Origin of the sequence: Sulfurospirillum multivorans DSM 12446 (assembly GCF_000568815.1) — a bacterium.
Lineage (GTDB): Bacteria > Campylobacterota > Campylobacteria > Campylobacterales > Sulfurospirillaceae > Sulfurospirillum > Sulfurospirillum multivorans.
The window spans coordinates 1,386,397-1,412,416 of record NZ_CP007201.1 but is presented as its reverse complement, the minus strand read 5'-3'; the positions used below and the strand labels follow the sequence as shown (position 1 = coordinate 1,412,416).

Below are 26,020 nucleotides of genomic sequence, written 5' to 3'. Positions count from 1 at the left end.
AATTAGTTTCCTTTAGCAGCAGCGACGGCTTTAATCGCACCATCGTTAAGATCACTTGCCGTAATAATATTTTTAATATTTGCATTTTTCAAAATTTCAGCGGCCTCTTTGGCGTTCGTTCCATCCAATCTAACGATGACAGGAACATGCACATCCACAAGCTTTGTCGCTTCTAAGATGCCATTGGCGATACGATCACATCGTACGATTCCACCAAAAATATTGACAAAGATTGATTTGACGTTGGGGTCTTTGAGGATAATCTCAAAGCCTTTAGCAACGGTTTGAGCATTGGCTCCGCCGCCCACGTCTAAGAAGTTTGCAGGATTCCCACCCACATGATTAATGGTATCCATCGTACCCATCGCAAGACCAGCGCCATTGACCATACAGCCAACATTGCCATCGAGTTTGACGTAGCTCAGCCCATAGCCTGAAGCTTCACGTTCAATGGGGTTTTCTTCACTCTCATCGCGCATTGCTTCGATGTCTGGGTGACGGAAAAGTGCGTTATCATCAAAGCCCATTTTACCATCGAGGGCTATAAAAGCGCCGCTTTTGGTTTTGACCAGTGGGTTGATTTCGATCATCTCAGCATCGTTTTCCATATAAACTTTATACAAAGCTGCTGCAAATTTAATAAAACTGCTGATCTCTTCTTTTGCAAGACCAAGACCGTACGCTAACTCACGACCATGAAAGGCTTGAAATCCAATAAAAGGATCTACTGCCACTTTGATGATCTTTTCAGGTGCTTCTGCGGCTACTTTTTCAATCTCCATTCCGCCTTCACGTGATGCCATAATCACTGGCATTTCACGAGCGCGGTCTAAAACAATACCCAAATAAAGCTCATCTGCAATATCAGCACCCTCTTCGATATAGACTTTCTGAACCAGTTTGCCCGCAGGTCCAGTTTGGTGAGTGACCAAGGTCATACCAAGAATTTCGTTTGCAAGTGTTTTGACTTCATCTAAGCTTCGAGCAAGTTTTACGCCACCACCAAGACCGCGTCCACCTGCGTGAATTTGCGCTTTAACCACCCAGATAGAGCCACCCAGTTTCTTTGCATTTTCAACAGCCTCTTCAACACTAAAGGCGACATAGCCACTTGGCGTGGGAACATTGTATCTCTTAAAGATCTCTTTGGCCTGATACTCATGAATATTCATAAAACCTCCATTTCAGAATTTTTTTATTTGCGTTTTAAGACTGTATTGAGAAACGAATACTTTAGTCAATTAAAATATCAACTATATCTTTTTTTTGTTACATCTTTAAGTTTCATAGTGTAGCATTCCAATCCACCAAAAATCTCACATTCTAGTAAAAATATATTAAATCAAAAACCCCATAATAGCTCTGATAACTATAGTCATTAAAAGAAGAGATGTCAAGACGCTTTGCAATCGATCACATCAGAGTCCCATTTTGGCAGGATTCAAAATATTATTGGGGTCAAACGCTTTTTTGACCGAGCGGAAAAGCTCCATTTCACCTTCACTAAAGGCGAGGTGCATAAACGGTGCTTTACTCAGCCCGATGCCGTGTTCTCCACTGAGCGTGCCACCCAAGGCTACAGTTGCTTTAAATATCTCTTCGATCGCGTGATGCCCGATCTCAAGCTGTTTAGGATCACTGCCATCGACCATGACGTTTGTGTGAACGTTGCCATCACCTGTGTGACCAAAACATGGCACGGTGACGTTGTATTTTTGCGCAATTTCACCAATGGCTTTAAGAAGGGCAGGCAGTTTACTGCGAGGAACGGTGATGTCTTCGTTCAGTTTTTTGCTGCCGTAAATGGTGATGGATTGACTGGCATTACGTCTGGCGAACCAGAGATTTTTAGACTCTTCAGGCGTGGTTGCTCTTTTTAAGCCACTACAGCCATTTTCCAAAAACGCTTGCTCGATGATGTCAAGTTGCGCTGTGAGTTCTTCTTGGGTGTTGCCATCCACGTCGGTGATTAAAATCGCCCCTGCATCTTTTGGCAAGCCTTTGTTGAACTTCTTTTCAACCGCGTTAATCGAAAGATTGTCCAAAAATTCCATCGCAACAGGTGTAACGCCTGCCGCCATTGTTTTATACACGGCATTCATTGCATCATCTACGCTAGGGAAAACGCCCATAGCCGTTTGCGCCATTTTAGGTTTAGCGATGAGTTTTAAAGTGATTTCGGTGATGCAAGCAAGCGTGCCTTCACTGGCGATAAGAATGCCCGCGATGTTGTAGCCTGCGACATCTTTAATGGTACGTTTTCCCGCACGAATGATCTCGCCATTGGGTAAAACAGCACGCAATGCCATCACGTAATCTTTCGTGATGCCATACTTTGCTGCTCGCATACCACCTGCATTTTCACTGACATTGCCACCCAGTGTTGAGTACTCTTCACTGGCAGGATCGGGCGGATAAAAAAGTCCTCGTGCTTCAACGGCTCGCTGCAATGCCATGTTGATGACGCCAGGTTGTACCACAGCGACCATGTTTTCCATGTCGATCTCAAGGATTTTGTTCATGTGTTTTTCAAACGCTAGGATGATGCCACCGTTTGCAGGCAAAGCACCTCCTGTGAAGCCACTTCCAGCTCCACGAGGCGTGATGATAATGCGGTGTTCATTGCAATACTTCAAAATCTCACTGACATCGCTCTCATCTCTTGGAAACAAAACCGCATCGGGTTCGTAACGTGCGCGGGTTGCATCGTAGCAATACGCAATCAAATGCGCCTTGTCATCATAAACATTCTCAGCGCCAATAAAGTTTTTAAAATAGGCAATATGTTTTATTTCCATAAGGTATCCTTTTTATTTTAAAACATTGACATGAATTTGTAAATATTTATAGATTTCATATTACTTAGAAGCCTATAAAATACTCCAACGAAATCATGATGCTTTTCTAATTTAACACTCACTACATTTAAAGATTGAATGCTCATTATGTTTGAAACGCGTAACAAAACGAATTTTCAATTTCTAAATGCTACCTACCATGCAATATTCTTATCATGTAAGTTGTTATCATTACCCTTCTCTCAACGCTTTAGCAATCAATTCAATCGGGTTTTTAAACACAACATCAACTTTTTGTCCGTGCATGGCGTCGCTCAGTTGCATACGACACGCACTGCATTCTGCACTCACGTACTCTGCACCCGTCTCTTTGATCATTGCCGCTTTTGGGAGTCCTGCGGCTTTGGCGAAGCGGTATTTTTCGGTTTGCATGGTGACACCACCAAAACCGCAACAGCGGTTCGGGTCGCTCATCTCTTTCATCACATAATTTTGTGAGAGTAAGTTTCGTGGCTCTTGCCACACACCTTGCATTTTGCGTGCGTGGCAAGGGTCGTGGTAGGTGATGCTTTCACTTTGACGTGCTTTTGTGGCTAGGATTTGCGCTAAGTTGGTCTTTTTCTCTAAGTATTCCGTCGCCATAAAGATGTGTGGTTTGATCGCTTCAGCTCTTCCTTTCCATTCAGGTTGATCGTGAAAGAAATGCGCGTAGTCCTCTTTGATCATAGCACTACAGGTCGCTTCGGGAATGATGATGGCGTCGAGTTCGTTTACGAAACCTTCGATGTATTCGATATTAAATTTAGCAAGAAAATCCACACTATCAAAATCGCCCGTAAAATACTGAGGCGCGCCACAGCATTTTTGTTGTTTGATGAGGTATGCGTCTATCTGTAACTCTTTTAATATCTCAAGTAATGACTTGCCGATGTCGGTGTACATGTAATTGGCTAAACAACCGATGAAGATGCCCACTTTGCCTTTGCCACCGTTAAGAATAACATCGGGATGGGAGTTCAAAAAGGTCTTTTTGGCAAGACTTGGGAAAAGTCTGTCCATCTTGATGATCGGGAAATTTCTGAGATACATCGAGCTTTGTTTTCCCACCATTTTGAAACCACAGGTTTGGAACATAAAACCAAAACGTGCGAGAACGTCCATGATGTTGCGGTTACGAAGTAAGAAAAAGGCGAGTTTTTTATACCACGCGAGACCAAACTTTTTACGTATGTCGTTGCGCGCTTGCTCAATGAGCATATCCACAGGCAGATCGTTCGGACAGACATCGACACAGTTAGTACACAAAAAACAGCTCTCAAAAATGTTTTTAGCGTTTTTGTCGAGTTCAAGTTCACCTCGTTGGTACGCGCCTAAAAGGTCTAAAAAACCTCTAGGGCTCGTGACTTCATCACGGTTAACTTCGTGAATCGTACACACAGGTATACACTTGCCACACTTGACACAGGCATCGCTCGTTACGTTAAATTTAAACATCATTTACACCGTTTTACTGAAGCGTCGTTTATCTTCAGTATTTAAAATTGTTATAATACATTCTTTGTATTTAATGAAAAAGGTATGAATAAGATTATCCATACCTAAACTAAGTTCTGTAACTAATGGAAAATGTCTTGCGTTCTTCCTTAATAGACTTAATTCTTTAAACATTTTTAGCCTTTTATCTTCTTTAGCAACAAATATTGATAATTTCATTTTATGATTTAAAATAAACCTATCCAACTCCAATAGGTGTAGACCATAATAGTACTAAACACAGCACCAAATAAACTCATAACTGCACCGACTTTAATCAACTCATTAGAAGTGATTTCTCCTGTGGCTAGACCAATGATATTGGGGAGATTGGAGACAGGGAGTAGATATTGATGTAGCATATTCATACTGATTAGAATGACGAACGCTGTGACTTGCATACCCGCATTGGCTGGAAGTGCCGCAATGGCAATCGCATGGGCAATTACCACGGGTGTAAGGGCAGTTGTTTTTGGACCAGCACCAGTAAATAAAACCTGAAGAGCAAGCATAAGCCAAATGAAAATGACAACTTGCAGTCTAACATCCAAATTTAACAAAGGATGAAAAAATGTACTTGCAAGCCATGTAGCGGCTCCTGTTTTAACCAATAACGAACCCATAGATAAACCCGCACCGTAAACAATAAAGACATTCCAAGGAACTTTTCTCTCGGCTTCCTTCCATGTCATCAGTTGAGCAGGAACCGGTGCTATCATGGCGGTAACGGCAAGCAAAGCAACAAGAGCAGTATCTAATCCATGAAGTTTATCTGTAGCCCACAAAAGAAGTGTTGCGATAAAAATGATAAAAGCATAAATCTCTTTGGAGCTCATTTTCCCCATAGCACTCAATTGCTTTTTCATCACATCACGACCAGCGGATATATCTATAATATCTGGTGGAAACAACTTAATAATAATATACGTTGCAATTAAACCCATGAGCAATGCAGGAGGCATACCGATTTTAAACCATTCCATCCAACCTACTTCAATGCCCGTAGCATTCTTTAAAAGACTTACAGATATTGGATTTGCGGCGTGAGAAGTCATGATGCCCATACAGTACATCGTGCCAGCAATGGTGACAATATAAATCAAACCTTTCACTAAAGAACTTTCCCCTTTTTCTGCACCGAAAGCTAATCCCATAGAGGTAACAATTGGCAAAACTAAAAGGGTTTTCGCTGCAAGGGAAGGGATAAAAAAGGTCATAACAAGCGTAACTAGCGAAATCGCCCAATATAAATTGGTCGCCGATTTACCTATTTTACTCACAACAACTAAGGCAAGCCTTTTAGAAAGCCCACTATCACCCATACAAGCAGCCATAATCATGCCAAGCACGACAATCCAGACTCCCGTTGAAGAGTAACCAATCAGTGCTTCTCCCATTTTTCCTGCCCCAAAAAGAACTAAGAAAGTAATGATTAAAAAACCACTCTGTGCATCATCAAGTGCTTGGGTAATCCACACTATAATGGCAAAGATGCCAACCCCAAGCGCTACTTTTCCTTTATAACTCAATCCAACCATTTCGGGAGTGAGATAAATCATGGAAAGCATCGCAGCCAAAGCAAGAAGTATAAAAACCATTTTCTTTCTACTAAACACCATAACCTCCTACGTTAAATTTTATCTAAGGAAAGTTTACTGTTTTGCTCTATCAACAATCTCTTAAAAAAAGAGTGTAGAAAGCATTTTTTTGAGAGAATTCTAAGAGACTATGGGCTTACATGTAAAAGATGGGAAGGTATCGTGATACCCATTTCTTGATAGTAACGAATAGCTCCCTTGTGTAAAGGAATATTGAGTCCATCTATGGCATTTTGGAGTGAAAGAGAGATGGTGCCTTTATTAACAGAATTAAAAAAAGAGAGATTCTCGTATAATGTCTTCGTCACAAGGTAGACAATATCCTCAGGAGTATCAACATCGGTAATGAGAAGATTAGATTGAGCAATCGTATTAATATCTTTGGTTTGCCTAGGATAGGTGTTCGCTTTGATAACATAACGTTTCCAAATGGGGAATTGTTTTTGAATCTTTTCTAAATCTATATCACTAAATTCCAACAAAGATACTTTGAGTGGACCCATTGCATTGCACACTGATGTCACAGCAGCAACAGGTGCTCCTGCTGGAGTATTCATACCTTTGATTTTACCTTGTTGTAATGCAACTGCACTTTGATTATACCCGAAATAGTACAAATTCATTTTGGTATAATCTATCCCTAATGTATCCATTATAATTTCAGCTGAAACTTTACTACCAGAATCATTTTCTGCCATCGAAAAATTTTGACCATAGAGGTTTTTTAGATCAAGTATGTTACCTGTGGTAGCAATTTCTTTCCGTACCATAAAGTGTTCTACATTTTGCCATAACAAAGATACTGAACGAAGATTTTTGTAGGGTTTATTATGATAAACATGTGTACCATTCCATGCCATCATGCCACAAAGTCCTTGAATCATTGCAAAATTCACCTCTTTATTCTCTAACATTCTAACGTTATCAAAACTTCCGTCACTGCTAATTGCTAAAAAAGACATACTCTCTTTCTCATTTAACTTTAAAGATAAAAGCTTTGCAAGCCCAACACCTACAGGATAAAATGTTCCTCCAGTACTAGCAGTAGCGATAACATATTTTTTTGGATTAATAGAGGCTTGGAGGATAGTGGTTAAAGATAATATCAATAATAGAAATGTGCATAAAAACTTTAAAATCATATCTTTGCTCCCATTGTCTAGAATGGATTATAAAATTCTCTTGGCCATTTTATGCCAAAAATAGAACAATGAAAAAAAGTTTCTAAATAGATGTTGCATTAGTAAACAAATAGATGAAGATGTTATAATAAATATGGCTTGAAAAATTTTAGAGGATAGTGTAGATGTTCAAATTTTTTCTTTACATGTTTCTATTTTGTTTATATGTAAATGCAGGATCATCTCTTTTGCTTACAAACGATGAATTTCATTATCTTCAAGAAAAAAAAATTTTTAAACTATGTGTTGACCCGAGATCTGCTCCATTTGAAGAAATTACTCCCGATGGAATTTACAAGGGCATCACAGCTGATTTGATTTATAAAATTGCTAAGCGTATAGGCTTTTCTTTAGAAGTTAAGCACGTACTGACATGGGAAGATAGTCTAAAACTTGCTAAATCCGGTCAATGTGATATCTTAACATTTATGTCACCCTCAGAAGAAGACAACAAATGGTTACTCTTTTCGGAACCACTCTTTACAGAACCTAATGTCATCATTACGCGAGAAGATCACGCTTATATTGAAAATTTGTCCACATTAACGGATCAAAGTATCGTTATCCCAATCATTTCCGATTTATTTTCACGTATCAATAAAGAATACATCAATTTAGCAGTTATTCCTGTAGGTAATAAAGAAGAAGCTCTTAATATGGTCTCTATGCAAAAAGCTGATATGACAATCTACCCTATGATTGCTGCTGCCTATGCTATTAAGAAAGAGAGGCTATTCAATCTTAAAATTTCTGGGAATCTTGAATACCATGAAAATACCATTCGACTCTCCATTACGAATAATGAAACATTGCTTTTAAGCCTTCTCAATAAAGCCATCGCAACCATCAGTATGGAAGAGAAAGAACTTATTGTAAACAAACATATTTCCATTGTTATCGAAAAAGGTATTAGTAAACATGTGATTCAATACATTATTTTAGGAATCGTTCTCTTCTTTTTTGTTCTGACCACATTTGTCCTATGGAATACTTACTTAAGAAAAAAAATTGCACAAGAAGTTGCAAAAAGTCAAGCTATTCAAAACAAACTTTTTCAAGCCTCTAAAGAAGCCGAGATTGGTAGGATTATTGCCAATATATCGCACCAATGGCGAGGTATATTAGCCAAAATCGGCGCGCTTAATCTTTTTACATTGGTTCAACTCAAAAACAATCAACCAATTGATAGAGCCTTTATTACAAATCAGTCTGAAGAGATAGGAAAGTTACTTGATTTTATGTCTAATACGATGCAAGATTTTTTGGAATTTTATAAACCCTCTAAAAATATCGAAGAATTTTTATTGATTGAAACTGTAAACCATGCAAGAGGTATCCTCGAACCAAAAATACAAAGAAGCCATTTGACCTTTATAATTGAAGGCAAAAATCATCACAAAATGATAGGTATTAGAAACCAATGGGTACACGTTTGGCTAAATCTTATTGATAATACTATTAATGCAGCTTTGAAAAACAACGTTAAACTGCCCTATTTTAAAATTATTTTTTCTCACGATGAAATTGATATTTTTGATAATGCTGGAGGTATGCCTTCGTTAACTAACGAGTCCGATATGGGATTAGGCATTTATATGTGTATTGAGTTAGTAAAAAAACATGGTGGAAAAATACTCTATAATACGATACCTAATGGCTTAAATGTAAAGATTTCTTTTATCCCAAACGGTACCCCAAATTTGAAACCATATGAACAAAATCTTTTCCAAAGCGATGACGAATCCGCATAATAAAATTATATAAAGCTGCATCACTCATATCTTCATTTTCCCAAACCGATACTTGAATCATATCTTTAGTAATCAAGCGATTCTTATTTTTTCTCAATAACTCCATAAAAAGAATCTCTTTTTTTTTGAGTTCATAATATTGCCCATCTTTAAAGAGTACTTGTTCCTCACTGTAATAGAAAAAACCATTACTTAATGGGATACTTTGACTTGAAGATTTAGAAAATTTTGAAAGACATTTTTCAAATGCTAGTGTCAGTTGTGTGTAATTCACTGGTTTGATTAAATAATCAGTTAAACCAAGAGGAATCGCTTTTAAAAGTAATGTTTCATCTTTATAGCCGCTTAAAACGACTATAGGAATTTCTTCATTACTTTTTCTTACTTGTTTAACAAAATCAAGTCCATTTTCATTATGAAGATGAATATCAGTAAAAATAAGGTCAATTGATTGATTATGATATAGTGTAAGTGCTTGTTCTAATGTCGAAGCATAAAAGACTTCTTTAACACAGACTTTGAAGATGGGTATCATCATGTAAGATAATTCTTCATCATCTTCTACGAAAAGCATTTGTTTACAAGAGAGTGCATTTGTCAAAGAAAACCCTTTTTGTATGCTATTTTTTAGACTGTAAAAAATTTTTCTCTTAACTTTCTCTCAAATTCCTTACATATAAAGTTTAAAAAATAGAAATGTTTCTAAAAAACACATCTACTGAACAAAAAACTCACTTTTATGCAATGTTTCTAATAATTTATTGACCGATTCGACACTCTTTGAAAATTGCTTTTTCTCATGTTCATTGAGGGGTAATTCAACGATTTGTTCCACACCATTAGCGCCCAAAACAACGGGTACACCGTTTACCGTGTCATGGTAACCGTACTCGCCTTCTAACAAAACAGCACAGGGGAAAATGGAGCGAGAGTCACTCAAAATGGCTTCGATCATCTTAACCGTAGAATTTGCAGGCGCATAATACCCAGATGTTCCCATATAGCTCACAATCTCTGCTCCGCCATGACGTGTTTTTTCAATAATTTCTTCAATTTCCACATCAGTGAGTAAATCGGTAAGCGCCACACCATTAACGGAAGAGTAACGAGGAAGTGGAACCATGTCATCACCATGTCCACCCATCACACTTGCCGTCACCTGCCCATAACCAAATCCAAGCTTTTGAGAGATAAAGGTTTCCATTCTGGAACTGTCTAAAATTCCCGCCATACCAATGACACGATTGCGTGCATAATGCCCTACTTTTAGTGCAACATAGGTCATGGCATCCAGTGGATTGGAGACAATAATGATGATGGCATTGGGAGCGTAGTGTGTGATTTTTTCAATGATCTCTTTGGTAATGTTCGCATTAATCATCAAAAGATCGTCTCGGCTCATACCAGGTTTTCTGGGACTTCCTGCTGTGATAACCACAATGTTACTGTTGGCAATCGAGTGATAATCAGAAGAGCTTGAAATTTGCGTATGGCTCCCCTCAGGACTGGTCGCTTGGAGGATGTCGAGAGCCTTGCCTTGGGCAAGACCCTCATAACGGTCTATCATCACAATTTCACGACAATGTTTGCGCATCGCAAGCCAATAACAGACCGTTGCACCGACATTTCCTGCACCAATAATCGAAACTTTTTTCCCTTGTGACAAAGAGACTCCTTCTTTACATGTAAATCAAAAAACTATGCTTTGAGCGCGTCCAACGCTTTATTAAATGTCGCGCTTGGGCGCATGGCTTGGTTTGTTTTTTCAAAACTAGGGATGTAGTATCCGCCCATATCCACTGCTTTGCCTTGAACCACTGCAAGCTCTGCAACGATTTTTTGCTCATTGGCTTTGAGTGTTTCAAACAGTGGCTTAAACTGCGCAGAGAGTGCTTGATCTTCACTTTGTGCTGCCAAAGCTTCTGCCCAGTACATTGCTAAATAAAAATGGCTTCCACGGTTGTCTAATTCACCTACTTTTGAGGATGGCGATTTGTTATTGTCCAAGAATTTTCCCGTTGCCGCGTCGAGTGTTTTGGCTAATACAGAAGCTTTTTTGTTCCCAACAACGTTATCAAGATGCTCTAATGAAGCTGTGAGTGCCATAAATTCACCTAAAGAATCCCAACGCAAGTGATTTTCCTCGACAAATTGTTGCACGTGTTTCGGTGCAGATCCGCCCGCACCTGTTTCAAACAAACCACCACCATTCATAAGAGGGACAATGGAGAGCATTTTAGCAGACGTTCCCACTTCTAAGATAGGGAAAAGGTCGGTGAGGTAATCACGTAAAACGTTACCTGTGACCGCAATCGTGTCTAAGCCTTTAACAATGCGCGCTAAAGACTCGCGGATCGCCTCTTCTGGTGTCATGATTTTAATATCAAGATCAGAAATATCGTACTCTTTGAGGTATTTTTCAACTTTTAGAATCATCTGTGCATCATGACCACGCGCAGGATCAAGCCAGAAAATCGCAGGTGTATGACTTAAACGTGCACGATTCACCGCCAATTTGACCCAGTCACGAATCGGCGCATCTTTGGCTTGGCACGCACGGTAAATATCGCCTTTTTCAACGCTGTGTTCCATCAAAACGTTACCACTTTTGATGTCAACAATACGCACAATACCCTCGGTGGCACACTCAAACGTTTTATCATGAGAACCGTACTCTTCGGCTTTTTGTGCCATTAAACCTACGTTGGGAACGGAACCCATTGTTTTAGGATCAAGAGCGCCATTTTTCTTACAAAAGTTCATTGTCTCTTCATAAATACGTGCATAACAACGATCAGGAATCAACGCTTTCGTATCGTGAAGGGCACCATCTTCACCCCACATTTTGCCTGATTCTCTGATACATGCTGGCATAGACGCATCAATAATCACGTCACTGGGTACATGTAAATTGGTGATGCCTTTATCGGAATTCACCATCGCAAGTTTAGGGCGCTTGGTGTAGGTGTTCATAATGTCAGCTTCAATGGCTACTTTTTGCGCTTCAGGAAGTGTGGCAATTTTAGTATAAAGATCGCCTAGTCCGTTATTGGCATTGACTCCAATCTCGGCAAAAAGGGTTGCATATTTTTCAAACACATCTTTAAAAAAGACTTTCACAGCATATCCGAACATAATCGGATCGCTCACTTTCATCATCGTTGCTTTGAGGTGTAACGAGAGTAAAATTCCACTTTTTTGAGCCTCTTGCATTTGCGCTTCAAAGAAGGCAGAGAGTTTTTTACTGCTCATATACGTGCCATCGATGATTTCATCTTTTAAAAGGGAAAGTTTTTCTTTTAAAACCGTCGTTGTACCATCTTTTCCAAGAAGTTCAATGCGAACGGTGGTCGCTTCTGGCACCGTGACAGCCTTTTCATTCCCGTAAAAATCGCCCTCGTTCATATAAGCAACGTGTGATGCAGAATCACTCGTCCATTTGCCCATGCGGTGTGGATTTTTGCGGGCGTACTCTTTGACACAAAGAGGTGCTCGTCTGTCCGAGTTTCCTTCACGAAGCACTGGATTGACCGCACTTCCCAAGACTTTGGCATAACGTGTTTTGATCTCTTTTTCAGCTTCATTTGTAGGGTTCTCAGGATAATTTGGAATATTATAGCCCTTATCTTGAAGCTCTTTGATTGCGGCTTGAAGTTGTGGTAACGAAGCGCTAATGTTTGGAAGTTTGATAATATTCGCCTCTGGCTGATTGGCAAGCTCACCCAAATAGGTCAGATCATCATTGACTTTTTGCTCAGCGGTAAGATTTTCAGGGAAATTCGCCAAAATACGACCCGATAGCGAGATATCTCTGATTTCCATTTCGATGTTAGAACTTGCGGTAAAGGCTTGAACGATTGGCAATAAAGAGTATGTTGCAAGAGCGGGAGCTTCATCGACTTTCGTATAGATGATTTTACTTGTTTGTTGAACCATAATTACCCCTTTTTTTGATAGACTAGATTTTGTTAATGCTACCAGTTAGTTTCTTTATTTCGCTTTATTAAATAAAGGTTATTAATTTTTTATATTTTCCAAATGCGTCTCATAATTTTGGGAAAACGTATGCGTTCCGTTCTTATTTTTAACAAAATAGAGATAATTGGTTGTTTTTGGAAAAATAGCGGCAAATATCGCCTCTTTACTCACACTACACACGGGATTGGGCGGTAGCCCTTTGTACATGTACGTGTTATAGGGTGACGTGTCTTCGCGAATGCGCTGAGGGGTAATTTTCAGATGCGAATACTGCCCGTAATTGAGCGTGCCATCCATCTGAAGCTTCATATCTTTTTTCAAACGATTGTAGATCACTGAGGATACCAGAGCCATCTCATCCGTATTGGCCGCCTCTTTTTGAATGATCGAAGCAATCACGATAAATTTTTGCCACTTTGTTTCATTAAATTCGCCAAAGATCTTCTCAAACACATCTTTGTGGTACTTTTTAGCATGCGCGAGTAAAAAATGCACCAAATGCTTTTCGCTAATCCCCACAGGAATATAATACGTCTCAGGCACGATAAATCCATCCACATACGGTGTGGCAAGGGCATACTCTTGCATCAGTTTTTCGTAAGAGAGATCAAATGCCAAAGCGATCTGAACAAACAGAAGCTCTTTGGTTTCACCGGGAATATAGGTAATCACCTTAAGCGGTGCCTTTGCGTGTGATAGCTTGTAGAGGAAGTCACCCCGTGTCAGTGGGCTTTGGTTGATGTTCACCCAACCCGATTGAGGCTTGCCAATCATCCAGAGCATGTATTTATCGACCTTCTCGTGGAGGTCAAAATTTTTATCAACCATATATGATATAATTTGGCTTATTGAGCCTTGTGGCACAAACGCAACCGAGCTTGAAACCATGGGTCTGCTCAAGTGAAAGAGAAGTGAATAGATGATTATGAAAGCAACATCACATACGATTAGGAAGATCTGGATATTTTTACTGTTCATGGTTCTTTTTTTCGTAGCATTAATGGCAACCCTAATAAATGGCATTTCGATCGATAAAATAAGCTTACCGACGATAAAAATTGATCAATTATATATTAAACTAGATAAAAAATTGATTGTTAGTATCCAAACTCTTGATATTCAAAAAGAGACACAGACGGATACGTCGATTGAAGAGATTGCACAACTTATTAAAAACTTCCCCTATTTGAACCAATTTTTTAGTAAAATCAGCATTGAGCTGATCCATTATGCCAATGAAACGCTCTCCTTGCATTACGAAGAGAGCACCTTTAAATTTGACAGCAAACATTTAAGTGTCAATCTGATCATCACGCCTATTGAGAAGTGGAATATCGAGGTTGAGATTCAAGAGGCATTTTTGAAAGATTATGCTTTACATGTAAACGGAAAAGCGCGTATGGATTTTAAGACCAAAAACCATACGTTTGAAGGCAATTTTGAGACATTTGGGCTCAAAGGCATTGCCCTTTTGGATCTTAAAGAGACCCTTTTAACCTATCATCTCCAAAGCGAACCTTTTACCAATAAAGAGCTTAAAGATCTGATGGATTTTGTGGTCACACAGGTTGAGCTAGACCCGATAGCCAAAGACTGGATCGATAAAAACATCGTCGGCGAATCGTATCTTCTCCATTTCATTGAAGGCAAGTTCGATATAGAAACGCTGGATTATTATCCAATGCAACTCCACGCGGCAGCAACGGTGAAAAATGCAACCGTCACTTTTGCACCCAATGTGACGCCTGGGTTTGTTAAAGAAGTCGGCATCGAATTTAAAGAGGATAAACTCCTGTTTGACATTCATGAGCCCACCTATGAAAAACGCCCCATTGAAAAAGCCGATGTGTTTATCTATAATTTGATCAACAAAGGTACAGGAATCATTGTTGATCTAAACGCCACATCCAAACTCGATGCGCCCATACATAATATTTTACATGCGTTTAAAATCGATGTGCCCATTACCCAAACTTCGGGTAAAACGGATGCAAATATAAAACTTAACATTCGTTTTTTACCGTACGACCTTAATGCCTCAGGAACCTTTAAACTCTCCCCAAGTGACTTTACGCTCAGCGGTGTTCCTATGTCCACCAATTATGGTGAGATTCGGCTTGATAATTTTAAAATCACCCTTGAAAATACAAATTTACGGTATAAAAATCTGTTTGATATTAACGCCACAGGACTCTTTGATGCAAGGAAGAGTCGCTTTGATGGATTGGTCGATATCAATGCCTTGTTGCTTGATTTTAGCGGTACCCAGCTTCTAAACATTGCCAATCTTCCTGATCTTAACGCTTCATTTGCAATTGAAAACAACATCACTAAAATGACGCTCCCCAGCCTTGATGCCACACTGTTATTTTCCAAAGAGAATAACCAATTTCTCTTTAGCAACCTTACCAAAATCGCTCCTTTTTCACCTTTGATGCACGATGCCAATCTCACTGAAGGCTCTGTGAGTGTCCAAACCAAAACGTTTGAAGATTTTGATGCCAAGATCAATCTCCAAAACGTTACCACCCCACTTTTAGACAACGGTGAGCCTGTACAAAATTTTGATATAGCCCTCACGACCAATACGAAAACACTCGATGCAAGCACCACCAACACGAAACTTTCGCTTCATTTGGACAAAGAGATAACCTTACATGTAAAAGATCTTAACATCTCAATACCCCACAATGATGCGCCGTTGGATATTCCCATTAAAGTGACTCTTTTTGGCGAAAACTCCTCTTTTATTGACATGGAAAGCAACAAAACACTTCTGAGCGAGCGCTATACGATGAATCTGTTCAAAGACAAGCTTCACCTTACTTCCAAGCGAGGCAAATCGACATTTGAATATGAAACACGCAAGGGCAATCTTGGTATCAATGGAACGGCGCTTGATGCTGATATGATCAATGCGCTGTTTAACAAACGCTACTTTCATAAAGGCGATTTTTCACTCAACATTGATGGTACCGATGCGGACACAATGAAAGGCACGTTCATTATGCACCAAACCTACATCAAAGATCTGAAATTTTTCAATAACCTGATGGCAACGATCAACACCATCCCTTCGCTGCTTGTTTTTAGTGACCCTAGCTTTAATCAAGAGGGCTATTTTGTGGACAATGGCTATGTGGAATTTAACCAAACTAAAGAGGCGATGAACATTACAGATCTTCAACTCAGAGGTAAAAGTGCCGACATTTTAGGCAAAGGACGAGTGGATTTGGCGAAAGACACCCTCAATCTTCAACTCCAAATCAAGACGCTCAAAAGCTTTAGTAACGCGATTGATATGATTCCGATCGTGGGTGGCATTATTTTAGGGGAAGATAAGCGGATTGCGACCAATGTCGATGTCACAGGCTCTCTGAGCGATCCAAAGATTGAGACGCATCTCATTTTAGACACACTCAAGACGCCGATGAATATCATCAAACGAACCCTAGAAGCTCCGTTTGAGCTTTTTAAATAAACGTGTTCAGAAGAGCTAAAAGTTCATGAATATTCCCCGCTCTTCGCTCTGCTGTTTCACTCGTACCATAACCCCATCCAGCAAAGATAAACGCAATGCCCGCATTCTTTGCAGCACCCTCATCTTTGATGCTATCCCCGACTAAAATCGTTTTGGAAGGCTCACTCTCTAAAAGTTGCATAAGATGATGAACCATTAAAGGGCTTGGTTTGGGCTCAGCAACATTATTGGCACCCACAATCGCAGAAAAATAGTCCAAAATGCCCATTTTCTCCAACATATGGCGCGCAAAAAAATCACTCGCATTGGTCGCAATGGCTAAATGTGCCTTTTGGGAAAGTAGCTGCAACATCGCCATAACATCGGGATAGAGCGCTATCATAGAGGGAGAATTTTGCATATAATGCTCTTTAAACAACGCGCGATGATCGGGGTCATACGCCTCGGTATTGTAAAAAATCTTCGGCAGATGCTGATCGGGTTGGTTGATATGATACTCTAAATATTTTTGCCCAATGGGTTCTAGTCCTAAACTGTGTCGCACGTAATTAACACTGTTCGTCATGGCAGCACTCGAATCAATGAGCGTGCCATCCATATCAAAAATAATCGACGCTTTTGTGCTCACTTACGCTCCAATGCGAAGACCTAAAATCAAAAGGTCTTTATCCACACCCTCAATCGTCGCAACACGGTTCAGATTGCCCCACTCTTTAAAGCCAAGCTTCTTAAACAGCTTCAGACTTGGCGCATTTTCTGAGAAGATCAGCGCTAAAAGCGTTTTGATCTCATAGCTTTTGGCTTGCTCAATCGCCTCACTTAAAAACTGTTGCCCCAATTTTTTACCTTGGAAGTTTTTATCGATGTAAATATTGATACGAGCACTGTTGGCATACGCTAAAAGGTTGGCATAAAAGGGTTGCAAACTGATCCACGCAATGATACGCCCGTGATACTCTTTGACCAAAATAGGACGCGATGCGTCGTGGGCGTGAAACCACTCTAATTTATCCTCAACACTGACGATTTTACTATCTGCCGTGGAGATGCCGTCTTTTATGGCTTCGTTGTAGATCTTGATGATCTCGGGTAAGTCTTCAAGGGTTGCACGTCGTAACTCGTTTAGCATTAGCATCCTTAACCATATTTTAATGTAATCACTGATTATACATTACAGATTTATAAGATTCGCTTTACTCCATCTCAAGGTGCATCAGGTACATCTCTTCACCATCAATCACACGAAGATCGGTACTTTTACATGTAGGGCAAACAAACTCATTTTGTGTCAGCGTTGCTTCGGTGTGGCAGCTTTCACAATGCACCACAATCTCTTGCAGATGAACGATAAATTCACACCCTGCACAAATCCCATCTTCTTTAAACGTATCAAACGCAGTTTCCAAAAGATACGGCTCAACGCCACTGAGCTTGCCGATTTTGATCTCTACTTTGGTAATTTTAGTGGCATTATTTTCTTTAGCATTTTTTTCACACATCTCTAAAAGTGCCGTGACAATCGAAAATTCGTGCATTAACAGATCCTTGGAAGTAACTCACCTTTGGGGGGCTCTAAAAAGCGCTCCGAGCCCCATGGTGTGTGTAAAACAACTTTACATGTAAAGGCAGTGGTGACTTTCCCGATGAGCGCACATTTGGCGGTTTCAGGAAATTTTTGAAGCACGTCAAGGGCTTTTTTTGCTTCGCTTTGAGGCAAACAAATCACCATCGTTCCTTCATTGGCAAACTCATAAGGCTCAAAACCCAGAAGCTCACATACCCCTTTGACTTCTTGCGCCACAGGGATTTTCGCCTCGTCTACTTCGATACACACCTTGGATGTCTCCGCCCATTCATTCAAAACGGCACTCAGCCCTCCTCTGGTTGCATCGCGAAGCGCATGTATCTTCACACCTGCGTTAATAAGCGCTTCCACGGGCTTCCATAAACTGGCACAATCGGTTTGAAGATCGCTCTCTAACTCTATCTCTTCACGCGTTGCTAAAATGCACGCACCATGATTGCCCACTTCATTGGAGACAATGATGACATCACCCTGTGCTAAGTTATGCGCTGAAATGCCTTCATACTGGATTTCGCCAATGCCAGCGGTGTTGATAAACAGTCCATCGACGCCACCTCTGGGTACAACTTTCGTATCGCCTGCGACGATTTTAACACCACTTTTTGCCATCTCATCGCGCATACTAATAACGATCTCTTCTAACTTTGCATACTCAAATCCCTCTTCGATCATAAACGAACAGGTCAAGTATTTGGGTTTTGCACCCATCATCGAAAGATCATTTACCGTTCCAGCAATGGCAAGCTTTCCGATGTTTCCACCTTTAAAGAAAAGCGGTGAAACCACAAACGAGTCGGTCGTAAACGCGATTTTTGTGCTCTGCATCACCAGACTTGCGGCATCTTCCATGCGGAGTAAAATTTCATTATCAAAATGTTTAAAAAAAAGTTCTTTAATAAGGTTTTGGGTCTCTTCACCGCCACCTCCGTGAGAGAGAAGTATCTTTTTGCTCACGCTCTGGCTCCTTTGAGGTTCAAATTTCCATATTTGAAGTAGGCTGAACACGCCCCTTCGCTTGAGACCATGCACGATCCCATCGGATTGGTTGGGGTACAGGCTTTGCCAAAGACTTTACAATCAAACGGTTTAGCACGACCTTTGAGGATGTCGCCACAAATACACATTTTATGGTCGTTCAACTCCGTTTTAGGAAGCACGTCATCAAATACAATTTCCGCATCATAAGCTGCATATTCGGCTTTGAGTTTGAGTGCACTGTTGGGGATGTCGCCAATGCCACGCCATCTAAAATGACTTCGTTTTTCAAAATAGGTGTTCACCAACGCTTGTGCTTTAAGATTTCCCTCACGCGAAACGGCTCTGGCGTATTCATTGTCAACAACACTTTGACCCTCATTAACTTGACGCACAATGCGCAAAACCGACTCCATCACATCGGTCGGCTCAAAACCAGCGACGACAATCGGTGTATGGTATTTTTCAGCAATCGGCTCATAGATTTTATAGCCGGTGATGACACTCACATGTGAAGGTCCTAAGAAAGCGTCTATCAAAGCGTCACCTCTACTCATAATCGCCTCAACCGCTTCAGGCACGGTGACATGGTTGATGTGGAAAAAGACATTGGTGAGTTTATTTTCGATCGCGTGTTGCATTAAAACCGCACTCATTGGCGTCGTGGTTTCAAAACCAATGGCAAAAAAGACCACGTTTTTATCGGGATTTTCCTGCGCAATTTTGATGACATCCAGCGGCGAATACAACGAGCGAATATCTTTGCCTTCCGCACGAAGCTTTTGCAAAGAGGTTTTGCTTCCAGGAACGCGGATCATATCGCCAAGAGTGGCTAAAATCGTATTGGGCATCGAAGCCAAAGCAATCGCATGATCAATACGCTCTTTAGGCATAATACACACAGGACATCCAGGACCGTGCACAAATTCAATAAGCTCTGGCAAAATTTGAGAAAGCCCAAACTTCATAATCGTATGCGTATGACCGCCACACACTTCCATAATGTTGATCTTAGACTTGCACTCTTTTTTGATCAGTGCCGCCAAGGCTTTCATATGCTCAGGGTCACGAAATCCCTCGATGAGATCGACCTCAGACATAGTTATTGTTTCCCTCATCTTCGCTAATCTCACCATCACGCATCGCTTCTGCGATTTCATTGTACGCAGCGATGCTGTCTTCGGCATGCTCTTTGCTGATCTTATTCATCGCAAATCCGACGTGAATCAACACATAATCGCCAATGTTTACTTTTTCGGCGATCAAATCAAGCGTGACTTTGCGCTTAACACCCATGGTGTCGACTGTTGCATAATTATTTTCGTCAATTTCAATGACTTTTGAAGGAATGGACAGGCACATGGTTATCTCAATGCTTTTTTCATTTTAAGGTAATTGATCCACTGATCAATCCCTTTGCCAGACTTGCTGTCTATCTCGATCACATCGACTTTTGGGTTAAGTTTGCGCGCTTCGCGTATCGCTTTTTCAACACTAAAATCAAAATGAGGCAACAAATCGCACTTGGTGATTAAAAAGAGGTCTGCACTTCTAAACATCACTGGGTATTTTGCGGGTTTATCATCGCCTTCTGGCACGGAGAGAAGTACGACATTGAGGTGTGAACCGACATCATAACTCGCGGGACAAACCAGATTGCCCACATTTTCAATAAACACAACATCAAGCCCTTCGATTGGTAAATGATGAAGTCCCTCATGCACCATAAACGCATCCAAATGACACGCTTGACCTGTGGTGATTTGATGCGCCAATGCCCCTTTTGCGATGATGCGATCGGCATCTTGGTTGGTCTCAAGATCCCCCTCAATGACTGCCAATTTGATTTGCTTCGTGTCAATCGTCGCTTCCAAAAGCGTGGTTTTTCCGCTTCCTGGGCTGCTCATAAGATTGATCGCCAAAACACCATGCTCTTCAAAATGTTTGCGATTGTGCCCTGCTTGTTTGTCATTGGCATCTAATATTTTGGTGATGACTGCGATGGTTTTTTTATCGTTTAGTTGAGGATTGGCGTGAATCTCATCGTGATGTTTGTGCTCATGATGATCGTGGTCATGCGCATGAGGATGCGTGTGCTCTGTATGATCGTCATGATCGTGTGAATGGCTATGCGTATGACCATCGTGAGTGTGCTCGTGCGCATGCGCAGACCATTGAGTAGGAGTGATTGAACAACCGCAATCTTTACACATTTTGAAATCCTTGGGTATATTTTTGATCTATTATAGAGCAACTCTTTAAATGGGAGCTAAAAAAAGAAGTTTCTTAGTTATTTTTAGGAAAAATACGTCTATGAAAACAGAAGAAAAATCGTGCATTTTTTGTGGACACACGAAACTCTACAAAGTCTCTTCCACACAGTATCGCTGCGTTACATGTAAACACACCTTTAGCCATGCAAAACAGGAGAAAAAAAGAGACATTATCGCCTCTTTTATCGCCAATCACAGTGCCCATGAATGTGCAAAACGTTTAGGGCTCAATTATCTCACCGTCACCAAAACCTACCAAAAATTGCGCCTTTTGCTCATAGCACACTCCGAGGCCCTCTACGCAGAGCAAACAGATACGTTTTCACAGTACGATGAGTACTATTTCCTGCCTACATGTAAACGAGGAAAACCAACGTATCTCTTCGATGCTATCGGCATTTTAGGCATGCTCTATGGCAAACGCATTCACACCCTTCTGCTCCCCGATCAATTCGCCCATCTGAAAAATTTAGAAGGAGATTCCATCGAAAAAGAGACCTATGCACGCTATCTCAACCAGCATAAAGTGGCACATTACGAGAGTTTTGACAACGCCTTAGTCGATTTTTGGTATTTTTTAGAAGGATGGATGGATCATTTCAAAGGGATTAAAAAAGAGAATTTTATCTATTATCTCAAAGAAGCGGAATTTAAATTTAATTATACGCAAGAAGAACAGAGGCTAATTTTGGAAAAGATGATTCGTGAAAAATAGCCTCTTTTTTCTTTACATGTAAACATTTAAAACCCCATCTAGCACCTAAAAAGCGGACTTAAAGCTCTAGCGTACTACACTCTTTTTTTACTATTTTTAAAGCGAATCCCATGAAAAAACAGCTCAATACCGTAACACTCACTGGTTTGATGATAGGACCTATTTTAGGCTCAGGTATCATTCTTTTGCCACCCATTGTTTATGATCTCACGGGCAATCTTTCCATTCTAGTTTGATTTATTATCTTAGCGCTTGGATTTACATTTGCGCTTGTTCTTGGGAATTTAAGCATCAAATTTCCAGGCGACGAAGGGGTGACGAACGCGGTACAAGAAGCCTTTAGCACCAAACTCAAATTCCTGACGTCTTACTATCTGATCAGCGCCGTTTTTTTTGGGCCCGTTGCCGTTTATCTCATAGGCGCTCATTTTCTTCAACCTCTTCTTGGCATCAACGTTAACACGCTTGCATTTTCGATGTTACTGTTCACGCTTTTTGCCCTTTTGCGGCCTGTTCATTTTTTGGGAACGCTCTCTTTAATCGTCACGACGATCATCGGCATTATTTTAAGTCTTGGGAGCATTGCTGTTTTGATAGGGCACGAAACCACTTTTTCTGTGGATTCACCGTTTGATATGACACTGATTTCACGGGCGTTGCTGCTTGCTTTTTGGGCAATTGTGGGCTGGGAAGTAGTGGGTAACTACTCTAACGAAGTGCATGATCCAAAGCGAACGATTCCCAAAGCGGTGAAGATCAGCGCTGTCATTATCTCGCTCATCTACCTTTTAGTCGTCTGCGCCATCCAATGTGCTTCTCTAGACCGTACGAACGCCATCACTGAGCTTATCTATCCTCTGTTTGGAACAGCCAGTGCATTTGTTATGGGTATTTTAGCGATGCTTCTGTGTTTGAGCACGGTTTTACTCTTTGTAGGTGGTGTTTCAAGACTCATCTGTGGACTGGCCGCTGAGTCAAAAGGGATACGCAGTCTTTTAAACAAGCGACTTGAAAATGGCGCACCTCTCGGTGCAACACTTTTTTTGTGCTCCATCAATGCCATTGTTTTAGGCTTAGTCTCTTTAAACGTCTTTACAATGCAAGACTTAGTCGCCTTGGCGGATGGATTTTTTATCGCCAATGCAACGATTGCACTTCTTGCCGCGTACAAACTCGCAACAACGAAAACCATTCGCTACACTGCACTTTTTTTAACGATCGTCTTTGCCTGTATGCTTTTCAGTGCGCATTGGATGGTGCTTGGTATCATTGCTCTTTTAGCGTGGAAAGTACTGCGCTAAACGCTTTACATGTAAAGGTTTTTATCTTCAAATTTTGATTACCTCCGTGTTTAAAACCTTTTAAATAGCTAAAAATATTCTTTTTTACGTCATAACATACGTGAACTTTAAACGATAAATAAATATAATGATTCTCAATTAATCACAATCTTCTCGGAAATTCTGATTAATTCGAGTTAAAAAATTGCATATTTAGGTATTAATGAAGGAGTCGTATGAACGGTGTTTGCATCAAAAAACATGCGCTAATAAGCGTGTTTTTGAGCTTAATGGCAGCCAATGCACTTGCAGAGTCTGCAAAAAATATAGATAATACAACAGAAAAAAATGAAGCGTCAGTCCTCTTAGGCATTACAGTCGAAGATATACGTGCCGAAGGACTTCGACCTGAGACGGTTGAAGCGGGTTCATTTCGAGGAACCAACATTATGGATGTGCCCTCAACCGTGAATGTCATCACCAAAGAGGCGTTGGATTTGCAAGCGGCTACGGGCACGTATGATGCGGTTCGCAATACCGCAGGTGTCACCAAACAACAAAACGGTGGTGAGACGTGGGATCAGCTGGTTATTCGGGGCATTGAAGTGCAAAACCGTACCAATTACCGACTCAATAGCTCCTTGCCACTCATGAACTTTAGCCAAGTTCCACTGGAAAACAAAGAGCGCGTGGAAGTGCTTAAAGGTGCATCGGCACTCTATTATGGGTTTACTTCCCCTGCTGGCATTATTAATTACGTTACCAAACGCCCAACGAATGATCCTATGGCAACTGTTGGTCTGATGATGGATAATTACGGCTCAGCCGTGGCGTCCGCAGATGTGAGTGAACGTTTTGGAGAAGAAAAACAAGTCGGTGTACGCGTCAATGCCGCAGGAGGAACGTTGGGATCGTATCTGGATGATGTGGACAATGGAAATCGTAGCTTCGTCTCCATGGCGCTGGATTGGCAAGTGAATGATCGCTTAACCATCAAAGCCGATGTAGAGCATGATCGTCGCAAAGTGACAGAACAAGCGGGCATTACTCTTCCAAAAGCGGTTAATGGCGTCATCACCTTACCCCACACCGTCGATCCAAAAACCTTGGTTGGACCAGATTCTACAAAGTTTGAAACGGAAACGACCAATGTTTTACTCAGATCCGATTATGCACTCAGCGATACGTGGAGCCTTGGGCTTGAAGCAGGACGAGCGAAGACGGAACGCGAACGCAACCTTGCGACTTTTACCTTTTCAAACCCTCAAGCAACCACGCTCAATACAGGTACTGGAACGGTCAAAGTCAATCATCAAGAGTACGAATACACTTCTGATTTGTTGCGTGCGGAACTCTATGGCGTTGTTAACACGTGGGATATTCAACATGACATCACCTTTGGTACCAGCTACACTGAAAAAACCAAAAGCCTATTTCAAGCAGTAGCTCTTCAACACTTGCTCAAAATCTCTATACGCCTCATACGATCACCCCCAACGGTTTTCACACAGACCACAGGCGTTTCGTATACCACGAAAGATACTGGTTTTTATACGATGGATCGTGTCACACTTGATCCGCAGTGGCAAGTGATCGCAGGATTGCGGCATTCCAAATATGAGAGCAATCAAGATGTAACGCGCTATGAGGCGAGCGAAACCACGCCGATGGTAGCCCTTGTCTACAAACCTTTGGACAGCGTATCGTTGTATGCTTCGTATTCTGAAGGGTTGGAAGAAGGCGAAGCGGCACCAACAGGAAGCGAAAATGAAGCCGAACGTCTAAATCCTGGCATTAGCAAGCAGTACGAGTTAGGCGCGCATTGGCTGATGCCAACGGGAACACTAGTATCAGCGGCGGTGTGTGATATAGAGAGTCCTGGATACTACACCGATGCGGCGAACTATTATGTTGCAGGTGGGCATAAACGTTACAGTGGCGTTGAGCTCTCGCTTCAGGGAAAACTGACAGAACAACTCAGTTGGCTTGCTTCCACACAATGGTTAGATCCTCGTTTTGAAGATATGGAGGGTGATGCGACCGCACTGAACGGCAAATTGCCTGAAAACGCGGCACGTCGCACAGGGAGTCTGTTTCTAAGCTATGACCTAAGCAGTGTTGCTGGGCTTTCGATTAACAGAGGGGCTTACTATACCGGTCGTCGTCCTGTGAATGACCTGAACCAAGCATGGCTGGATGATGTGACTATTTTCAGTGTAGGCGGACGCTATGTCACCAAACTCTATGGTAAGAAAAACATCTGGCAAATCAATGTCGATAATGTCACCGATAAAGAGTATTGGGCAGCAGGTGGCACGCGCCTTGCGGCGGGGTCTCCTCGCATTGTTCGTTTGAATTATAAAGTGGAATTGTATTAGTATTTTGTAGGAGTATGCTTTACATGTAAAGATACGTGAGTAAACAAAACGTTTACTCACTCTCGTTAAAAAAGCTTAAGAAGCGGGGATGGATGCCTCTACAAGTTTGGAGAATTTAACCCCTTTAAGCCCTGCAATTTTTTGTGCAAAGTCTTTGACTTCAGAAACTTTTCCTGTCACCATAACGGTTTCTAAACAGTTTTCGTGACTGACGTGTACGTGTGTGTTACACATAATATTCACTTTCGCATCGTGTTGAATCTCTAAAATCTTTTGAACAAGCTCATTTTGATGATGGGTATAAATCATTGTCAAAACGCCGATGACATCGCTGTTATCGTCTTGCCAATCGTCTTTAACGATTTTTTCACGAATAAGATCTCTGGTAAATTCACTGCGTGAGGCATACCCTTGTGCATCGACTTTTTTATCAAGTTCTTCTAGCAATTTTTCGGGTAATGAAACACTAAAACGAATAATTTTATCCATGGTAT

23 protein-coding genes are annotated in these 26,020 nt (G+C 41.0%); 6 read left to right on the top strand and 17 right to left on the bottom strand.

The genetic code is table 11. The annotated features are described in order from the left end of the window. Positions 1-2 precede the first annotated feature (2 nt). From sucC to SMUL_RS07180, 5 genes are all read right to left on the bottom strand, one after another. Positions 3-1,172, bottom strand: coding sequence for an ADP-forming succinate--CoA ligase subunit beta (gene sucC, locus SMUL_RS07205; protein WP_025344586.1), 1,170 nt, complete (start codon positions 1,170-1,172; stop codon positions 3-5). Positions 1,173-1,418: 246 nt separating this feature from the next. Then, positions 1,419-2,798, bottom strand: coding sequence for an FAD-linked oxidase C-terminal domain-containing protein (locus tag SMUL_RS07200; RefSeq protein ID WP_025344585.1), 1,380 nt, complete (start codon positions 2,796-2,798; stop codon positions 1,419-1,421). Positions 2,799-3,029: 231 nt separating this feature from the next. Further along, on the bottom strand, positions 3,030-4,292 hold the full coding sequence (locus SMUL_RS07195; protein WP_025344584.1) for a (Fe-S)-binding protein: 1,263 nt from the start codon (positions 4,290-4,292) through the stop codon (positions 3,030-3,032). 227 nt (positions 4,293-4,519) lie between these two features. Next, the gene (locus SMUL_RS07185) at positions 4,520-5,950 is read right to left on the bottom strand and encodes an SLC13 family permease (protein WP_025344583.1); all 1,431 of its coding nucleotides are present in this window, start codon (positions 5,948-5,950) and stop codon (positions 4,520-4,522) included. 107 nt (positions 5,951-6,057) lie between these two features. After that, the gene (locus SMUL_RS07180) at positions 6,058-7,071 is read right to left on the bottom strand and encodes a TAXI family TRAP transporter solute-binding subunit (RefSeq protein ID WP_025344582.1); all 1,014 of its coding nucleotides are present in this window, start codon (positions 7,069-7,071) and stop codon (positions 6,058-6,060) included. A 164-nt stretch (positions 7,072-7,235) separates the two neighbouring features. On the opposite strand from SMUL_RS07180, the gene SMUL_RS16590 reads away from it, so the two are divergent. Continuing rightward, a complete protein-coding gene (locus SMUL_RS16590) occupies positions 7,236-8,861 on the top strand; it encodes a transporter substrate-binding domain-containing protein (RefSeq protein WP_025344581.1) in 1,626 nt (541 codons plus the stop codon). On the opposite strand, the gene SMUL_RS07170 is transcribed toward SMUL_RS16590, so the two are convergent. The 4 genes from SMUL_RS07170 to mltG all read right to left on the bottom strand — a co-directional run bounded on the left by SMUL_RS07170 (position 8,788) and on the right by mltG (position 13,868). Then, positions 8,788-9,462 carry a response regulator transcription factor gene (locus SMUL_RS07170; protein ID WP_025344580.1) on the bottom strand — a complete coding sequence of 225 codons (675 nt, stop codon included), beginning with the start codon at positions 9,460-9,462 and terminating at the stop codon, positions 8,788-8,790. The genes SMUL_RS16590 and SMUL_RS07170 overlap by 74 nt on opposite strands. A 114-nt stretch (positions 9,463-9,576) precedes the next feature. Next, complete coding sequence (mdh, locus tag SMUL_RS07165; protein ID WP_025344579.1) at positions 9,577-10,527, bottom strand: malate dehydrogenase; 951 nt, start codon at positions 10,525-10,527, stop codon at positions 9,577-9,579. A gap of 32 nt (positions 10,528-10,559) precedes the next feature. Beyond that, complete coding sequence (locus tag SMUL_RS07160; RefSeq protein WP_025344578.1) at positions 10,560-12,797, bottom strand: NADP-dependent isocitrate dehydrogenase; 2,238 nt, start codon at positions 12,795-12,797, stop codon at positions 10,560-10,562. Between the two features lie 81 nt (positions 12,798-12,878). After that, complete coding sequence (mltG, locus tag SMUL_RS07155; RefSeq protein ID WP_407701813.1) at positions 12,879-13,868, bottom strand: endolytic transglycosylase MltG; 990 nt, start codon at positions 13,866-13,868, stop codon at positions 12,879-12,881. On the opposite strand from mltG, the gene SMUL_RS07150 reads away from it, so the two are divergent. Continuing rightward, positions 13,759-16,320, top strand: coding sequence for a YhdP family protein (locus SMUL_RS07150; protein ID WP_025344576.1), 2,562 nt, complete (start codon positions 13,759-13,761; stop codon positions 16,318-16,320). The two genes, mltG and SMUL_RS07150, sit on opposite strands and share 110 nt — an antisense overlap. On the opposite strand, the gene SMUL_RS07145 is transcribed toward SMUL_RS07150, so the two are convergent. The 7 genes from SMUL_RS07145 to hypB all read right to left on the bottom strand — a co-directional run bounded on the left by SMUL_RS07145 (position 16,313) and on the right by hypB (position 21,093). Beyond that, a complete protein-coding gene (locus SMUL_RS07145) occupies positions 16,313-16,948 on the bottom strand; it encodes an HAD family hydrolase (RefSeq protein WP_025344575.1) in 636 nt (211 codons plus the stop codon). The genes SMUL_RS07150 and SMUL_RS07145 overlap by 8 nt on opposite strands. Continuing rightward, on the bottom strand, positions 16,949-17,449 hold the full coding sequence (locus SMUL_RS07140; RefSeq protein ID WP_025344574.1) for a GNAT family N-acetyltransferase: 501 nt from the start codon (positions 17,447-17,449) through the stop codon (positions 16,949-16,951). A 64-nt stretch (positions 17,450-17,513) separates the two neighbouring features. Further along, positions 17,514-17,855, bottom strand: a complete 342-nt coding sequence (gene hypA, locus SMUL_RS07135; protein WP_025344573.1) for a hydrogenase maturation nickel metallochaperone HypA — start codon at positions 17,853-17,855, stop codon at positions 17,514-17,516. After that, on the bottom strand, positions 17,855-18,859 hold the full coding sequence (gene hypE / locus SMUL_RS07130; RefSeq protein WP_025344572.1) for a hydrogenase expression/formation protein HypE: 1,005 nt from the start codon (positions 18,857-18,859) through the stop codon (positions 17,855-17,857). Before hypE ends, hypA begins: the two co-directional genes overlap by 1 nt. Next, positions 18,856-19,980, bottom strand: a complete 1,125-nt coding sequence (gene hypD, locus SMUL_RS07125) for a hydrogenase formation protein HypD (RefSeq protein ID WP_025344571.1) — start codon at positions 19,978-19,980, stop codon at positions 18,856-18,858. The genes hypE and hypD overlap by 4 nt, the downstream gene beginning before the upstream one ends. Continuing rightward, positions 19,973-20,242, bottom strand: coding sequence for a HypC/HybG/HupF family hydrogenase formation chaperone (locus tag SMUL_RS07120; RefSeq protein ID WP_025344570.1), 270 nt, complete (start codon positions 20,240-20,242; stop codon positions 19,973-19,975). Before SMUL_RS07120 ends, hypD begins: the two co-directional genes overlap by 8 nt. Before the next feature lie 2 nt (positions 20,243-20,244). Continuing rightward, the gene (hypB, locus tag SMUL_RS07115; RefSeq protein WP_025344569.1) at positions 20,245-21,093 is read right to left on the bottom strand and encodes a hydrogenase nickel incorporation protein HypB; all 849 of its coding nucleotides are present in this window, start codon (positions 21,091-21,093) and stop codon (positions 20,245-20,247) included. 100 nt (positions 21,094-21,193) lie between these two features. On the opposite strand from hypB, the gene SMUL_RS07110 reads away from it, so the two are divergent. From SMUL_RS07110 to SMUL_RS07100, 4 genes are all read left to right on the top strand, one after another. Then, positions 21,194-21,868, top strand: coding sequence for a hypothetical protein (locus SMUL_RS07110; RefSeq protein ID WP_025344568.1), 675 nt, complete (start codon positions 21,194-21,196; stop codon positions 21,866-21,868). 110 nt (positions 21,869-21,978) lie between these two features. After that, positions 21,979-22,104 (top strand): hypothetical protein, encoded by a 126-nt coding sequence (locus SMUL_RS17665; RefSeq protein WP_280938050.1) that lies wholly within the window; start codon positions 21,979-21,981, stop codon positions 22,102-22,104. Positions 22,105-22,107: 3 nt separating this feature from the next. Beyond that, positions 22,108-23,169 (top strand): APC family permease, encoded by a 1,062-nt coding sequence (locus SMUL_RS07105; RefSeq protein ID WP_084613100.1) that lies wholly within the window; start codon positions 22,108-22,110, stop codon positions 23,167-23,169. 215 nt (positions 23,170-23,384) lie between these two features. Continuing rightward, complete coding sequence (locus SMUL_RS07100; RefSeq protein WP_025344566.1) at positions 23,385-25,526, top strand: TonB-dependent siderophore receptor; 2,142 nt, start codon at positions 23,385-23,387, stop codon at positions 25,524-25,526. Between the two features lie 75 nt (positions 25,527-25,601). Here SMUL_RS07100 and nikR read toward each other — a convergent pair whose 3' ends face one another. Then, complete coding sequence (nikR, locus tag SMUL_RS07095; protein ID WP_025344565.1) at positions 25,602-26,015, bottom strand: nickel-responsive transcriptional regulator NikR; 414 nt, start codon at positions 26,013-26,015, stop codon at positions 25,602-25,604. Positions 26,016-26,020: the final 5 nt, after the last annotated feature.